Raw genomic sequence first — 15,503 nt, forward strand, 5'->3', positions numbered from 1 at the left:
TAGGTTGACCGGGTCCAGCGGACCGGCGGGAGGCGGCGGGTGAAACGCACGATCAGACTGCTTTACGAGGGGCGCAGCCGGCGGGCCACGCGGTTCCGCTACGGGCTGCTGGCCTTTGACGCCGCGACCATCGCCTTTTTCGTGGCGACCGCCGCCATGCCGCTGGCGCCCTGGATCCTGCTGGCCGATGCGGTGATCGGCGTGCTGATCCTGATCGACCTGTCGATGCGCCTGTGGATCTCGGACCGGCCCTGGCGCTTGCTGCGGCAGGTGCACATGACCGTGGATATCCTCGTTCTGGCCTCGCTTGTCGCGGCGCCGTTCATGGGCCAGGGGCTGGCCGCGCTGCGCCTGCTGCGCTCGCTGCGGCTGATCCATTCCTATCACCTGCTGCGTGACCTGCGGCGGGATTCCCTGACGTTCCGCCGCCACGAGGACGCGATCATGGCCGCGGTGAACCTGCTGGTCTTCATCTTCGCGATGACGGCGCTGGTCTACCTGCTGCGCGTGCGCGAACCCGCGCTGGAGAGCTATGTCGACGCGCTTTACTTCACCGTCACCACGCTGACGACGACCGGTTTCGGGGACATCACGATGACCACGGAACTGGGCCGGCTGCTGGCGGTGGGGATCATGGTGATCGGCGTGGGGCTTTTCCTGCAGCTGGCGCGCGCGCTCTTCTCGCCGGCCAAGGTGCGCTACAAGTGCCCGGAATGCGGGCTGAACCGCCACGATCCCGATGCCATCCACTGCAAGCACTGCGGCGAGCCGCTCAAGATCGAGACGGAGGGCGCCTGAGACACCGCGGTGCCGCCTGCGCCTCACTGCATCCGCAGCGCCCCGTCGAGGCGGATCACCGTGCCGTTCAGGTAGCCGCATTCGACGATGAACCGCGCCAGATGGGCGAACTCGGCCGGGTCACCCAGCCGCTTGGGAAAGGTCACGTCCTGCGCGAGGCTTTCCTGCACGTCCTGTGGCAATCCCTGCATCATCGGCGTGAGGAAGATCCCCGGCGCGATCGCCATCACGCGGATGCCCTCGCGTGACAGGTCGCGCGCCATCGGCAGGCTCAGCCCGGCGATCCCCCCCTTGGAGGCGGCGTAGGCGGCTTGCCCCTTCTGCCCCTCGAACGCCGCGATGGAGGCGGTGTTGACGATCACGCCACGGTCGCCGTCCGCGCCGGGGGCGTTGCCGGCCATCGCCGCCGCGGCGATGCGGGCCACGTTGAACGTGCCGACAAGGTTGATGTCGATGGTCTTGCGGAAACTGTCGAGGGCATGCGGGCCGTCGCGGCCCAGCGTCTTCTCGCCCGTGGCGATGCCCGCGCAGTTCACCGCGGCGGTGATCCGGCCCATGGCCGACCCGGCCTTGTCCACCGCGGCGGTGACCGAACCCTCGTCGGTCACGTCGGTTTCCACGAAGGTCGCGCCGATCTCGCCGGCCACCCGGCTGCCGCGGTCGGCGTCGCGGTCCAGCAGGGTGACCTGCGCGCCCATGTCGCGGAAATGGCGGGCGGTCGCCTCGCCCAGCCCCGAGGCGGCCCCGGTCACGATGGCGGCGGTGTCGTCGATGCGCATGGGGCGCCTCCCTCATGTGAAATGAACATGCGTTCAGATACCGCGCGGGCGGGCGCCTGTCAAAGCCGCCGGGCGCGGATCAAATGAAGGTGACGTGCCGGTTGAAGGGCATCTCGCGCAGCCGCTGCCCGGTGGCCGCGAAGATCGCGTTGGCCAGCGCCGGGGCGGCCGGGGGCACGGGGGGCTCACCGATGCCGCGGATCTTGGCCGCGGTTTCCAGCCCGCGCACCTCGACCCGCGGCACCTGGTAAAGGCGCAGACCCCCCGGATAGCTGTCGAAGTTGCGCTGCTCGGCCTGCCCGCCGGAATAGGTGATCTCGCAGTTGATGGCATGGCCCAGCCCGAAGATCGCGCCGCCCGTCATCTGCGCCTCGAAGTTCACCGGGTCGACGATGCGGCCCACGTCCGCGGCCACCCAGACTCGGTCGAGCCGGATGCCGCCGCCGGTATCGGTGACCTCGACGACCTCGGCGCAGGGCACCCCGAACGACAGCACGAAGGCCACGCCGCGCCCCTGTCCCGGGCCTGGCGGGCTGCCCCAGCCCGACATCTCGCCCACGGCCTCCAGCACCCCGCGCGACGGGGCGTGGTCGCACAGCCGCAGGCGTTCCTCCAGCGGGTCGGCGCCGGCGGCATGGATCAACTCGTCGAGAAAGGCGTCGTGGAAGAACCCGTTGGACGACGCGCCGACCGACCGCCAGGAGCTGATCGGCGCCAACTCGGGCGCGCGGTAGCCGGTGACGCGGTAATCGGGGATCGCGAAGGGCTGGTCCCAGGCGCCGGCGATGATCTGCAGGTCCGGCCCGGGTACCGGTTGGTCCTGGCGGCCCATTTGCGAGGCCATCACCGAGGGCATCGCGATCCCGAGGTCGAGGCTGGCCACGTGCCCGTCCTTCACCGTGCCGCGCCCGCGCGCCATGGCGATCTGGCGGGGGAAGTCCTGGGCGGTGTCCTCCTCGCGGCTGAGCGTCAGCTTGACGGGCGTGCCCGGCATCTGCACGGCGATCTCGGTGGCCTGCCGCACGACCATGTCCTCGAGGCGGTGCCCGAAGCTGCCGCCGATCATGGCCACGTGCACGTGCACCTGCGCGCGGTCCACCCCGGCGATCCCGGCGACGTTGGCCTGCACGAAGCGGGGGATCTGCGTGCCCGTCCAGACGTCGACGCGCCCCTCGGCGACCCGGACGGTCGCGTTCACCGGCTCAAGCGGCGCATGGGCGAGGTAGGGGGCGCGGAACTCCGCCGCGATCACCTCGGCGCCCTGCTGCGCGGCCGCCACGTCGCCGGTATCGCGGAAGCGGCTGTCGACCCGGTCCCCGGTGAAGCTGTCGGCCAGCGCCTGCCAGTGGCCCTCCATCTCCGGAGGGTAGGGGGCGGGGCCCCAGTCCACCTCGATGGCCTCGACGGCCTTGAAGGCACGCCAGGTGTTGTCGGCCACCACGGCCACGCCGCCGCTGACGGGGACCACCTGTTTCACCCCGCGCATCGCCTCGGCGGCGGACGCGTCGTACCCGATCATCGCGCCGCCCCGGCGCGGATTGGTCCGCACCGCGGCGTGCAGCATCCCGTCGGCCGCGTGATCGATGCCGTAGTCCTGGCGACCGGTGGACTTCGCAACGATATCAACGCGCTGCATCGGTTTGCCGATGTAGCGCCAGTTGTCGGGCGGACGCAGGGCCACGTCCGTCACCGGCTCAACCTGCGCTGCCGTCGCGGCCAGATCGGTGTAGGGGATCTGCCGGCCGTCGGGCAGCAGCACGGCCCCCGCCTCGGTCCCCAGCCGGTCGGCGGCCACGCCCGTTTCCCGCGCTGCGGCGGCCTTGAGCGTCTCGCGCGCGACGGCCCCCGCGCGGCGCAGCTTGTCGAAGGCGTCGGGCACCGTGGTGGAGCCGCCGGTGATCTGCATGCCCAGCAGCTTCATCGGCACGTCCATCACGTCGCGCAGGGTCTCGGCCATGGCTCCGTGATTCGTGGCACGGAACGGCACCGCCTCCTCGGCCAGCGCGGTGTTGTAGTAGGCCGCCGAGGGCGGGCCGAAATCCGTCGCGATCCGGTCCAGCTCCACGTCCAGTTCCTCGGCCAGCAGCGCCGCCTGGACCGAGATCGCGCCCTGGCCCTTGTCGGCCCGCGGTGTGATGAGCGTCACGCCCCCGCCCGTGACCAGCACGTAGGGCGTGATCGCGGCCTCGGTCGCGCCCAGCCCCTCGGCGATCGGGTTGCCGGGGTCGCGGCGATACATGACGTAGCCGAAGGCGACACCGCCCGCGACGGCGGCGGAGCCGACGAGGAACGTGCGGCGCGCGATCTTTCCCAGCCGGCTCATCGGTCAGCCCTCCTGCATTCTTGCCGCCGCGGTCTTCACCGCGGCGCGGATGCGCGTGTAGGTGCCGCAACGGCACAGGTTGCCCGACAACGCGTCGTCGATGTCGCCGTCGGATGGGTCGGCCACCTGCGCCAGCAGCGCGGCGGCCTGCATGATCTGCCCGGACTGGCAGTAGCCGCACTGCGCGACCTGGTGCTCGATCCAGGCCGCCTGGACAGGGTGCGGCGCCTCCGGCGTGCCCAGCCCCTCGATCGTGGTCACGCCGCCCCAGACATCGGCCGCCCTCACCTGGCAGGACCGCACGGCCTGCCCGTCGATGTGCACCGTGCAGGCGCCGCACTGTGCGATGCCGCAGCCGTATTTCACGCCCGTGTGGCCCAGTTCGTCGCGCAGCACCCACAGCAGCGGCATGTCCTCCTCGACGTCCAGGTCGTGGGTTTCGCTGTTGACTGTGAGTTTCATGAACGGATCACTCTTTCTTGCCTGCTGAAAACCTAACACGGAAAGGGCACATCGCCACGGCCCAAAGTGGATCAATGGCCATGCGATGGAGATCGCGCGGGACGCTCTTGCGCGCGCAGGGATTGCCGAATACTGACGGCACGATCGTTTCCAACACCGGGGCGTGATAAAAGACCATCGTCACGCTTCGAAGGCATGTTGAAACCCTGGCCGCATTCGGGAGCCGCGATGACAGAGCGACGCAAGGTCAACTTCCTTCACATCGGCAAGACGGCCGGCAACCAGATCGGGCTGGTGGCAAAGCAGATCAAATCCGGCGCCGCACCGGTGGAGATCGTCAAACACCCGCACCGCATCAGGCTGCGCGACCTGCCGAAGGACGAACCATATTTCTTCTCGATCCGGCATCCGCTCACGCGTTTCGTTTCCGGCTTCTACAGCCGAAAGCGCAAGGGATGGCCACGCCATGCCAACGGAAAGTGGAGCCCTGACGAAGCGCTGGCCTTCGAAACCTTCGCGGAGGCCAACGATCTTGCCGAAGCGCTGTTCCTCACCGACGACCGGGGGCGCGATGCCTTTTGCGCGATGAATTCGGTCGAGCACACGGCCATGGAACAGACGGACTGGTTCATGTTCATGGGGTATTTCCTGAAGACACACCCGCCGGTCTGGATCATCCGGCAGGAACACTTCGAAGCCGATCTCGATATCCTTCTGGACCGTCTCGACGTGCCGCGCGACTCGATCGAACTGTCGAGCGATCCCGCGCGCGCGCACATCAATCCGTACGATCATCCCGATCTGAGCCAGAAAGCGATCGATAACCTGACCCGATGGTACGCACAGGATATCGCGTTCTATGGAATGTGCGAGGCGTGGTTGACCAGACAAATCGCCTGAGCCGAGGCATGGAGCGGGTGATGGGAATCGAACCCACGACATCCAGCTTGGGAAGCTGGCGTTCTGCCTCTGAACTACACCCGCGCCGGCATAGTTTCTAGCCCCGGCGCGGGCCGGGTTCAAGGGCGATCGTGGCGCCGGGGCGCGCACCGGCCCGGCGGGCCGGTGCGCTGTGCGCCGGCGATGTCACTCCATGCCGGCGCCGATGGCATCGGTGGTGAACACGTAGTCGCCGGCGCCCGAGTGGCAGGCGATGCAGCCCTTGTCGGCGCCCTTGGCGACGCGGCCGGCCAGTTCCATGCCCTTGGGGTTCTTGTCGAGCGAGCCGTCGGGCAGGTACTTGGCCCAGAACCAGTTGTCGTTGTCGGCGTCGTAGCCCGCCTCGCGGCGGAACATGACCGTCACCGCGCCAAGGTGCTTGTCGGGGTTCGCGAGCACCTGTTCCTTGCTCACGCCCTCGGGGCCGTAGTTGCGCTTGACCAGCAGGTCGCCGGTGTGGCCGTTCACCGTGGCCTCGGTGTAGAAGGTCTCTAGCATCATGCCGTGCGGGGCCACGCCCTCGTAGGGGAAGGCGCGGACGGCATCCGCGCCGACCATGTTCATCTCTTCCAGCACGCCCCAGAGATCGGCGGCATAGCCGATCTCGGTCTCGGTGCCGAAAGGGGCGTCCTGGGCCAAGGCGGCGCCGCCGGCCAGGGCCAGCGTCGCGATGGCGGTGGATAGGGTGCGCTTCATTTCCGTCTCCTCCTCGGGTTTCTGGTGCCGGTTCGATGGGTTTCTCCGGGGAGAAGTGTAACGACGCGGCAATCACCGCGGGGTCACGATGCGGTCACCTCTTTGTGTGCGGCGCGCGGGGTCGCCGTGTTTGACCGAAGGGCGCGAAATCCGCGATCTTTCGACAGGGAAACGGAGGGCGGCACATGAAACCTGAACGGCTATGGCCAGCGATCTTGGCCTGCTTGCTCGCGCCGGCCGCGGCCGCGCAGGACGCCGAAAAGGGCGAACAGGTCTTCCGGCAGTGCGCGGCGTGTCACGACATCGGCGAAGGGGCGGAAAACCGCGTCGGTCCCGCGCTGACTGGCGTGATCGGCCGGGCGGCCGGCAGCCGCGCGGGCTTCGATTATTCCCGGAGCATGGAAGACGCCGGCGCGGCCGGGCTGGTCTGGACGAAGGAAAACCTGTTCGCGTATCTCGCGGGGCCGAGCGCCTTCCTGCGCGACCACCTCGGGGACGAGGACGCACGCGCCAGGATGCCCTTCAAACTGCCCGATGCGCAGAAGCGCCGCGACGTCATCGCCTACCTTGCCGGCTTCGGCGATGACGGCGATACGGCGGACGCGGATCGTGATGATCCCGCAGGCGAAGCAGGGGCAAAGGCGGGCTCCTCCGGGACGGCGCCGCAGGTGCCGCCGCGCGACACCGCCGCCGGGCGGCTTTGCGTGCGCAACCTTAGCGCGCGCGCGCATCTCTTCGCGGTCGAGGCCGACGGCGCCGACCGCCGGGTCAAGACGCTGGAGTCCGGCGGCGTCCTGTGCATCGATGCGCCACAGGCCGAAACCGGCGTCGTCTCCGTCTACGAATCCGAGGATGCCTTCGAAGGCTGCTCGCGGATCACGCCGGTCGGCACCACCGAGGACATGCTGGAATACGTGGATTTCGACCGCTGCTTCTGGCGTTCGAACACCTGAGCCGGCCGCGCCGGCCCACCCGGTCTTCGCCTTGCCCATAAATACTCCCGCCCGAGGCGGCGGCCAGCGGCCGACGCCGAGATGCCCTGCGCGCCGCAAGGCGCACCGCCGGACAACGGTCGCCTGCCGCGCCTGTCGCTCACGCGCCGCGCCGCCGCCGGCGCCGCCGGCCGTCCCCGTCATCGCCCTGCGCGCCGGTGTTGAAGCTGACCCGGGGCAACGGGGCGACCTTGCCCAGCTCGGGGAACGGGTCGGTCTTGTGCGGGATCGCGTTGGCGGCGACGAAATGCTCCTGGAACCGCGGCTCGATCGCGGTCTCCACCTTGGTGATCTCGCGCACCGTGCGTTCGATCTCGGCCCGCGCGGCCACGTTGCACAGCGCGATGCGTGCGCCGGTGCCGGCGGCGTTGCCGGCGCTCGACACCTTGTCGAGCGGCGCGTCGGGGATCATCCCCAGCACCATCGCGTGCTTGGCCGAGATATGTGCGCCGAAGGCGCCGGCCAGCACCACACGGTCCACCCGGTCGACACCGCGTTCGTCCATCAGCAGCCGCGCGCCCGCGTAAAGCGCGGACTTGGCCAGCTGGATGGCGCGCACGTCGCCCTGGGTGACGGTGATGCGCGGGCCGCCCTCGGCCGTGCCGTCGTGGACGAGATAGGCGTTGGTGCGCCCGTCGGCCACGCAGCGGTCGGTGCCCGTCTGCGCGGCCGAGCCGATCAGGCCGGAGTCGTCCATCAGCCCGGCCATGCGCAACTCGGCCACCGCCTCGATGATGCCAGAACCGCAGATGCCGGTGATGCCCGTCGCGGCCGTTTCCTCGGCGAAGCCGGCCTCGTCCGACCACTTGTCGCAGCCGATCACGCGGAAGCGCGGTTCCTTCGTCTCGGGGTCGATGCGGATCGCCTCGATCGCGCCGGTCGCCGCGCGCTGGCCCGAGCTGATCTGCGCACCCTCGAAGGCCGGCCCGGTGGGCGAGGAACACGCGAGCACGCGGCTGGTGTCGCCCAGGATGATCTCGGCGTTGGTGCCCACGTCCACGATCAGCACGAGGTCCTCGGACTTGCCCGGCTGCTCGGACAGCGCCACGGCGGCCGCATCGGCGCCCACGTGACCGGCGATGCACGGCAGGATGTAGCTGCGCGCGCGGGCGTTGATCGCCGTCAGCCCCAGCTCGCGCGCGGGCATCGCGACGCTTGCGGACGTGGCCAATGCGAACGGCGCCTGTCCCAGTTCCACCGGGTCTATGCCCAGCAGCAGGTGATGCATGACGGGGTTGCACACGAAGGTCGTCTCGACGATCAGCGCGGGGTCGATCCCGCCCTCCTTCGCGATCTCCGTGGCGAGGGTGTCGATCGCCTCGCGCACCGTGCGCGTCATCTCCTGCGCCCCGCCGGGGTTCATCATGGCATAGCTCACCCGGCTCATCAGGTCCTCGCCGAAGCGGATCTGCGGGTTCATGATGCCCGAGGCGGCGACCACGTCGCCGGTTTCAAGGTCCGTCAGATGCGCGGCGACGGTGGTGGAGCCCAGGTCGATCGCAAGGCCGTACAGGCCGGATTCGTGCAGCCCCGGCCAGACCTCGAGCACCTGCGCGACGTCGTCGGTGTGGGACTTGTGCAGCGCGACCGTCACCTCGAAGCCGGACTTGCGCAGCATCGGTTGAAGCCGGGCGAGAAGGCTGGCGTCGGCGGTCACGTCGGGGATGTCCCATTGCGCCTTCAGCGCCTGGGCCAGCCGTTCCAGGTCGCCGGTGGGCTCGTGCATGTCCGGCTCGGCCACGCTGACGAAATAGAGTTTCGTCGCCGGGTCCATGATCATGGTGCGTACCGAGGCGGCCTTGCGCACGACCTGCTTGTGCACCTGGCTTTCGGGGGGCACGTCGATCACCACGTCGCGCATGATCTGCGCCTGGCAGCCCAGCCGCCGGCCCGGTTTCAGGCCGCGCTTGCGATTGTACCGATCCTCGACCTCGTTCCAGTCCGACAGCGCGTCCGGGGCGACATTGACACCGTGTTTCGAGAACTCGCCGTAGGACGGCGCCACCTGGCATTTCGAACAGATGCCGCGGCCGCCGCAGACGGAATCGAGGTCCACGCCCAGCTGCCGCGCGGCGGTCAGCACCGGCGTTCCGGCGGGGAAGCGGCCGCGCTTGCCCGACGGGGTGAAGACGACAAGGGGGTCCTGGCTCATGTCGGTGTCCTGCCTGCTGTTCGCGTGCAGCCAACATATGCGTCGGGCGGCCCGCGCAAAGGCCGGCTTGCGGCAGATTCACGGCTGGCGGCGTCATCTCGCCGCGGTGCGCGGGCTGCGGGGGCATCTGCCGGAAACGCGCGGCCACGAACGGCGGCACCCGACGGCACCCGCGCGCCCCGGCCCCGGCCACGGCGTGTCGGATCAGGGGCTATCCCGTCGTTCGCGCGTGAAAGACGAAGCCCAGCGTGTTGAGCAGAAGCTGCGCGGCGAGGATCGAGGTGGAACCCGAAGGGTCGTAATCGGGCGCGACCTCCACCAAGTCAATGCCCACGACCTCACGGGTGTGGGCGACGATCTGCAGCAGTTCCAGCACCTCGTAGTAGAGGAAGCCGCCGTGGCTGGGCGTGCCCGTGCCCGGCGCGATGGAAGGGCAGAAGGCGTCGATGTCGATCGTGATGTAGACGCGCGCGCCGGGCGGAACGCGCGCGGCGGCGGCATCCGCGCCCAGGCGGCGCACCTGCCGCACCGACAGGATGTCGGCACCGCGGGCGCGCGCGTCTTCGTATCCCTCCCGCGCGGTGGAGCTGACGTTGCGGATGCCCAACTGCGTGAGCCCGGTGACATGGTCCTTCTCGGCGGCGCGGCGCATCGGGTTGCCGTGGCCGCGCGTCACCCCGTGACGTTCGTCGACGAAATCGAGATGCGCGTCGATCTGCAGGACGTGGATGTCGCCCCGGCCCTCGAAGGCCTCGATGCAGGGAATGTTGACCGAATGGTCGCCGCCGATCACCACCGGCAGGGCACCGGCGTCGAGTGCCGCCCTCACGCCGGTGGCGATGTTGGCGTGGCTCTGATCCGTATCCGTGTGCACGATGTCGGCGTCGCCCATGTCGACTATCGTCACCTCGGGGCCGAGGTATGTGACGTCGTCCTCGTGATCGTAGGCGCCGGCGTGTCCGAAGCTGAAAAGCGTGCTGGCCTCGCGCACGGCCCTCGGCCCGAAGCGGGCGCCGGCGCGGAACTGCGTGCCCGCGTCGAAGGGCGCACCGAGGATCGCCGCGTCGGCCCGCAGCGCGGACCAGTCCGGCTGGTGCGGGCGCTTGCCGAAGGTCGCGATGCCGGTGAAGGGCAGGTCGAGCCGCCCGCCCTGGTATCCGTGCCGGGTCATGGAGCCTCCGTGTCGTTCCGTGCGTGAGAACCTGCAACGAACGCGACGGTGCCCCAAGGACAAGCCCGCGACAAGGCAGGAATGGCCTTTTCCCCTCCGTCCATCCGTGCAATAGGGAAGCGCCAAACGATTTGCCCCACGGAGACATGCCATGGCGATTCGCGAGGCGCTGACCTTCGACGACGTACTGCTCGTTCCCGCGGCCTCGGACGTGCTGCCCAACACGGCCGACACGCGCACCCGCGTCACGCGGACGATCGACCTCAACATCCCGCTGCTCAGCTCGGCCATGGACACGGTGACCGAGGCCGACATGGCGATCTGCATGGCGCAGTCGGGGGGCATGGGGGTGGTCCACCGCAACCTGAACATCCAGGAACAGGCGAGCCAGATCCGGCGCGTCAAGCGGTTCGAGAGCGGCATCGTCTACAACCCCATCACCCTGCGTCCCGACCAGACGCTGGCCGATGCCAAGGCGTTGCAGGAGCGGTACCGCGTCACCGGCTTCCCGGTTGTGGATGACACCGGCCGCGTCGTCGGGATCGTGACCAACCGCGACATGCGCTTTGCCGAGGCCGACGACACGCCGGTCCATCGCATGATGACCGGCGAGGACCTGGCGATCCTGCAGGAGCCGGCCGACCGCGAGCAGGCGAAGGCACTGATGAAGGCGCGGCGCATCGAGAAGCTTCTGGTGACCGACGCGCAGGGCAAGCTGACCGGGCTGCTGACGCTCAAGGACACCGAGCAGGCGGTGCTCAACCCCACGGCCTGCAAGGACCACCTCGGCCGGTTGCGCGTGGCCGCGGCCAGCACCGTGGGCGACGCCGGCTTCGAGCGGACAGAGGCGCTGGTTGACGCGGGCGTCGACATGGTCGTGATCGACACCGCGCACGGGCATTCCAGCGGGGTCGCCGAGGCGGTGACGCGTGCCAAGGCACTGTCCAACGAGGTTCAGGTCGTGGCCGGCAACGTCGCCACCGCCGAGGCCACGCGGGCGCTGATCGGCGCGGGCGCGGACGCGGTCAAGGTGGGCATCGGGCCGGGCAGCATCTGTACCACGCGCATGGTGGCCGGCGTGGGGATGCCGCAGCTCACCGCGATCCTCGAATGCGCGGAGGCCGCGGGCGACGTGCCGGTGATCGCCGACGGCGGCATCAAGTACTCGGGCGACTTCGCCAAGGCGATCGCGGCGGGGGCCTCCTGCGCGATGGTGGGCTCGATGCTTGCGGGCACGGACGAATCCCCGGGCGAGGTGATCCTGTACCAGGGCCGCAGCTTCAAGAGCTACCGCGGCATGGGATCGCTGGGCGCGATGGCACGGGGCTCTGCCGACCGCTATTTCCAGAAGGACGCGGCGTCCGACAAGCTGGTGCCCGAGGGCATCGAGGGGCAGGTGCCCTACAAGGGCGCGGCCGGCAACGTGATTCACCAGTTGGTCGGCGGGCTGCGCGCGGCCATGGGCTACACCGGCTGCGCCAGTGTCGAGGCCATGCGCGGCGGGTGCCACTTCGTGCGCATCACGGGTTCGGGGCTGAAGGAAAGCCATGTCCACGACGTGCAGATCACCCGAGAGTCGCCCAACTACCGGATCGGCTGACCTGGGGGCGGGCCGGTGACGCCCGCCGCGCGCGTGCAGGCGGCCATCGGGGTGCTGGATGCAGTGGGCAGCGGCACACCGGCCGAGAAGGCCCTGACGGGCTGGGCGCGCGGGGCGCGCTATGCCGGGTCTAAGGACCGCGCGGCGGTGCGCGATCATGTCTTTCATGTCCTGCGGCGGTACAGGTCCTGCGCCTGCATGGGCGGGGGAAGGACCGGCCGTGCACTCATGCTGGGCGCGCTGCGCCAACAGGGCGCCGACCCGTCGGAGGTTTTCACCGGCGCGCGCCACGCGCCCGCCCCCCTGACGGACGCGGAGGCCGCGGCCGGTGCCCCGCCAATGACCGAAGGCGACCTTTGGGACCTGCCCGACTGGCTTATCCCCCTTTTCCGCGCCTCGCTCGGGTCCGGTGCCGAAGCGACGGCGCTGGCGTTGCGCGACCGCGCGCCGTTGATGCTGCGCGCCAACCTGCGCAAGGCGACCCCGGCGCAAGCGCGGGAGGCGCTTGCGCAAGAGGGCGTGACGGCAGTGCCGGACCCCATCGCGACGACCGCGCTGCGCGTGACGGAAGCCGCGCGGCGCGTCGCCCAGGCGGCCACCTATCGCGAGGGCCTCGTCGAATTGCAGGACGGGTCTGGGCAGGCGGCCATGGAATGCCTGCCGGTGGCCGGCAACGCGCGCGTGCTCGATTTCTGCGCGGGCGGTGGCGGCAAGACGCTTGCCCTGGCCGCGCGGGGCACGGGCGAATTCTTCGCCCATGACGCCGCGCCGGAGCGCATGAGCGACCTGCCGGACAGGGCAAGGCGTGCCGGTATTGCCGTGACACGACTGGAGGCCACCGCCGTGGACGCCGCCGCGCCCTTCGACCTGGTCCTGTGCGATGTCCCCTGTTCGGGCAGCGGCACGTGGCGCCGGGCGCCCGAGGCAAAGTGGCGCCTGGCGCCCGCGGACCTGGAGGGGCTGGGCCGGGTCCAGGCCGAGATCCTCGACCGTGCGGCGCGCCTCGTCGCGCCCGGCGGTGTGCTGGCCTATGCGACGTGCTCGGTGCTGCACGCCGAGAACGACGCGCAGATCGACGCCTTTCTTGCCCGCAACGCCGGCTGGAAGGCGGTGACGCGGCGCGGTTGGCCGGTGGGCGAAAGCGGCGACGGGTTCTTCCTCGCGCAGCTCTGTCGTGTTTAGAGGGAGCCATGCAACCTTGACGCGACGCCCCGACTTTTCTTAAGCCTTGCTTAAGGCTTTCCGCGCAAGGCTTGCGCGCAGATGCCGCAAGCAGGGGACAGTCGCTTGGCCATTTCCGGCTCCCTCGCAGACCCCGCCCGACATGCCGCGCGCATACTGCGGCCCCGGGCGTCGATCCTGCTGCTGGTCGCGATGTGCTTCGCGGCCGGCGCGCTGATCGTCGCGCAGCCCCTCGCGCGGTTGGCGCTGGTGGCGGTCGCGGGCACGCTGGCGGTGACGGCTTTGCTGATCGTGGCGATCAGGCGTCTGGCCGTCGCGCGGGATCGCCGGCTTTTGCGGGCGGTCGGCGAATTGATCGAAACCGACGCCGCCGCGGCCTTTCTGACCGGGCCGGACGGCGCGATCGTGCAACGCGGCAAGGTCGCGCGTGACGGCGGCGCGGGGCAGGCCGCCACGGTGGCGGAGGTGCTGCGCGGGGATCTGGCGGACCCCGCGGCGCTTGTCTTTCGCCTCGCCACGCGGGCGGAGAACGGCGGGGCCGCCGTGGAAGAGGCCGTGACGCGCGCAGGCCGTCTGCGTGTTTCGGCGCAGCGTATCGGCGCCGACCACCTGTTTTGGCGGATCGAGCGGGCGGGCAACGCGCCCGCGAGCGGCGATTCGGTTCGCCTGCCGATGCTCATCGCGGGGCGCAACGACACGATCCTGTACATGAACCCCGCGGCACGGCAACTGATCGGGGAGCGCGCCCGCAACCTCGAACGTGTCTTCCCGCGCCGGCCGCTGGTCTCGGGCCAGATCAACGAGGTGGCAACGGCCGACGGTCTGACGGGCTGCATGGCCGTCGCCCGGGACGCGCAGGCCGGCCGGCGCGAGGTGTTCCTTCTGCCCGAGGTGACCGCGGCGGATTGTCAGCCGGATGGCTGGGCGTTCTTCGACGCGCTGCCGGTGGCCTTGCTGAAACTGGACCGATCGGGGAACATCGTGTTGTCCAACCGGCCCGCGCGCGATCTCCTGTGCCTGCCCGAGGCAGGGGGCGGCCGGTTGGCCGAGCGTCTGGAGGGGTTGGGTCGGCCCGTGGCGGACTGGCTGGCCGACGCCGCCGACGGTCGCGGCACGGTGCATTCGGAGTTCCTGCGGGTGCGCCGCGACGACCGGGAGACATTCGTGCAGGTCATGCTGAACCCCGCCCGGGAAGACGGCGAGACGATCCTGATCGCGGTGCTGAGCGATGCCACCGAGCTCAAGTCGCTGGAGGCACAGTTCGTCCAGAGCCAGAAGATGCAGGCGATCGGCCAGCTGGCCGGTGGAGTCGCGCATGATTTCAACAACCTGCTGACCGCGATCACGGGCCATTGCGACCTGCTGCTGATGCGCCACGACGCGGGCGATCCCGACTACGGCGACCTGCTGCAGATCAACCAGAATGCCAACCGGGCGGCCGCGCTGGTGGGCCAGCTGCTGGCCTATTCCCGCAAGCAGACCCTGCGCCCCGAGATCATGGACCTGCGCGACACGCTGGCGGACCTGACCCATCTGCTCAACCGTCTGGTGGGCGAAAAGGTCACGCTCTCGCTCAGCCACGATCCCCTTCTGTGGTCGATCCGGGCGGACAGGCGGCAGCTGGAACAGGTGCTGATGAACCTCGTGGTCAATGCCCGCGACGCGATGCCCGACGGCGGCGAGATCACGATCGAAACGGCCAACCGCACGCTGGAGTCGCCGCTGCACCGCGAGCGCGCGGTGGTGGCGGCCGGCCGCTACGTCTGCGTGCGCGTCCGCGACGAGGGCGAGGGCATCGCGCCCGACAAGCTGCAGAAGGTGTTCGAGCCGTTCTACACCACGAAGCGGACCGGCGAGGGAACGGGGCTTGGGCTGTCCACGGCCTATGGCATCGTCAAGCAGACCGGCGGGTTCATCTTCGCCGACAGCACGCCGGGTCAGGGCACGTCCTTCGAGGTGTTGCTGCCGGCCTACGACACGGCGGCGCAGGCCCCCGAGGCGGAAGAGGCGACGCCGGCGACCGGTTCCGCCAGCGGCGTTATCCTTCTGGTGGAAGACGAAGCGCCCGTCCGCGCCTTCGCGGCGCGGGCGTTGCAGATGCGCGGGTTCACCGTGCTCGAGGCCGAGTCCGCCGAGGACGCGCTGGAGATCCTGCAGGATGCGTCGTTGCACGTCGATCTCTTCGTGACCGATGTCATCATGCCGGGCGTCGACGGGCCGACCTGGGTGCGGGAGGCGGTGAAAATGCGCCCGGAGGTGGGGGTGGTTTTCATCTCCGGTTACGCCGAGGAGGCTTTCGGCGACTTGCAGCAGACGATTCCACAGTCCGTCTTCCTGCCCAAGCCGTTCTCGCTTTCGGATCTGACGGAGACGGTGTGCCGCCAGCTCGCCGGACCGAAGACCTGAGCG

Annotated in this window: 12 protein-coding genes and 1 tRNA gene; 6 read left to right on the forward strand and 7 right to left on the reverse strand. The window is 69.7% G+C overall.

The features are described 5' to 3' along the window. Positions 1-39 precede the first annotated feature (39 nt). Positions 40-798, forward strand: a complete 759-nt coding sequence (locus CEF10_RS03545; protein ID WP_232796390.1) for an ion channel — start codon at positions 40-42, stop codon at positions 796-798. Between the two features lie 23 nt (positions 799-821). On the opposite strand, the gene CEF10_RS03550 is transcribed toward CEF10_RS03545, so the two are convergent. The 3 genes from CEF10_RS03550 to CEF10_RS03560 all read right to left on the reverse strand — a co-directional run bounded on the left by CEF10_RS03550 (position 822) and on the right by CEF10_RS03560 (position 4,362). After that, positions 822-1,577, reverse strand: a complete 756-nt coding sequence (locus CEF10_RS03550; protein ID WP_101066285.1) for an SDR family NAD(P)-dependent oxidoreductase — start codon at positions 1,575-1,577, stop codon at positions 822-824. A gap of 79 nt (positions 1,578-1,656) precedes the next feature. Beyond that, the gene (locus CEF10_RS03555; RefSeq protein ID WP_101066288.1) at positions 1,657-3,900 is read right to left on the reverse strand and encodes a xanthine dehydrogenase family protein molybdopterin-binding subunit; all 2,244 of its coding nucleotides are present in this window, start codon (positions 3,898-3,900) and stop codon (positions 1,657-1,659) included. Positions 3,901-3,903: 3 nt separating this feature from the next. Continuing rightward, positions 3,904-4,362: a (2Fe-2S)-binding protein gene (locus CEF10_RS03560; RefSeq protein ID WP_101066290.1), complete on the reverse strand. Its 459-nt coding sequence runs from the start codon at positions 4,360-4,362 to the stop codon at positions 3,904-3,906. A 228-nt stretch (positions 4,363-4,590) separates the two neighbouring features. Here CEF10_RS03560 and CEF10_RS03565 point away from each other — a divergent pair, with 228 nt between their 5' ends. After that, entirely contained in the window at positions 4,591-5,262 is a 672-nt protein-coding gene (locus CEF10_RS03565) for a sulfotransferase family 2 domain-containing protein (RefSeq protein ID WP_101066292.1), read from the forward strand. Positions 5,263-5,271: 9 nt separating this feature from the next. Here CEF10_RS03565 and CEF10_RS03570 read toward each other — a convergent pair. Together CEF10_RS03570 and CEF10_RS03575 are read right to left on the reverse strand one after the other, a co-directional pair. Beyond that, positions 5,272-5,346, reverse strand: a tRNA-Gly gene (locus CEF10_RS03570). 102 nt (positions 5,347-5,448) lie between these two features. After that, entirely contained in the window at positions 5,449-5,997 is a 549-nt protein-coding gene (locus tag CEF10_RS03575; RefSeq protein ID WP_101066294.1) for a cytochrome P460 family protein, read from the reverse strand. A gap of 224 nt (positions 5,998-6,221) precedes the next feature. Between CEF10_RS03575 and CEF10_RS03580 the strand changes: the two genes are divergently transcribed. Further along, positions 6,222-6,950, forward strand: a complete 729-nt coding sequence (locus tag CEF10_RS03580; protein ID WP_232796391.1) for a c-type cytochrome — start codon at positions 6,222-6,224, stop codon at positions 6,948-6,950. A gap of 139 nt (positions 6,951-7,089) precedes the next feature. Here the strand turns inward: CEF10_RS03580 and CEF10_RS03585 are convergent, their stop codons facing one another. Next, positions 7,090-9,141 carry an ASKHA domain-containing protein gene (locus tag CEF10_RS03585; protein ID WP_101066299.1) on the reverse strand — a complete coding sequence of 684 codons (2,052 nt, stop codon included), beginning with the start codon at positions 9,139-9,141 and terminating at the stop codon, positions 7,090-7,092. A gap of 211 nt (positions 9,142-9,352) precedes the next feature. Continuing rightward, on the reverse strand, positions 9,353-10,312 hold the full coding sequence (gene speB / locus CEF10_RS03590; RefSeq protein WP_101066301.1) for an agmatinase: 960 nt from the start codon (positions 10,310-10,312) through the stop codon (positions 9,353-9,355). Positions 10,313-10,463: 151 nt separating this feature from the next. Between speB and guaB the strand changes: the two genes are divergently transcribed. The 3 genes from guaB to CEF10_RS03605 all read left to right on the forward strand — a co-directional run bounded on the left by guaB (position 10,464) and on the right by CEF10_RS03605 (position 15,500). Beyond that, the gene (guaB, locus tag CEF10_RS03595; RefSeq protein WP_101066303.1) at positions 10,464-11,912 is read left to right on the forward strand and encodes an IMP dehydrogenase; all 1,449 of its coding nucleotides are present in this window, start codon (positions 10,464-10,466) and stop codon (positions 11,910-11,912) included. 15 nt (positions 11,913-11,927) lie between these two features. Beyond that, positions 11,928-13,094 (forward strand): RsmB/NOP family class I SAM-dependent RNA methyltransferase, encoded by a 1,167-nt coding sequence (locus tag CEF10_RS03600; protein ID WP_101066305.1) that lies wholly within the window; start codon positions 11,928-11,930, stop codon positions 13,092-13,094. Positions 13,095-13,199: 105 nt separating this feature from the next. Then, positions 13,200-15,500 (forward strand): hybrid sensor histidine kinase/response regulator, encoded by a 2,301-nt coding sequence (locus CEF10_RS03605; protein ID WP_332870128.1) that lies wholly within the window; start codon positions 13,200-13,202, stop codon positions 15,498-15,500. Positions 15,501-15,503: the final 3 nt, after the last annotated feature.

The sequence above is a fragment of the Roseovarius salinarum genome (genome assembly GCF_002834145.1).
Lineage (GTDB): Bacteria > Pseudomonadota > Alphaproteobacteria > Rhodobacterales > Rhodobacteraceae > Roseovarius > Roseovarius salinarum.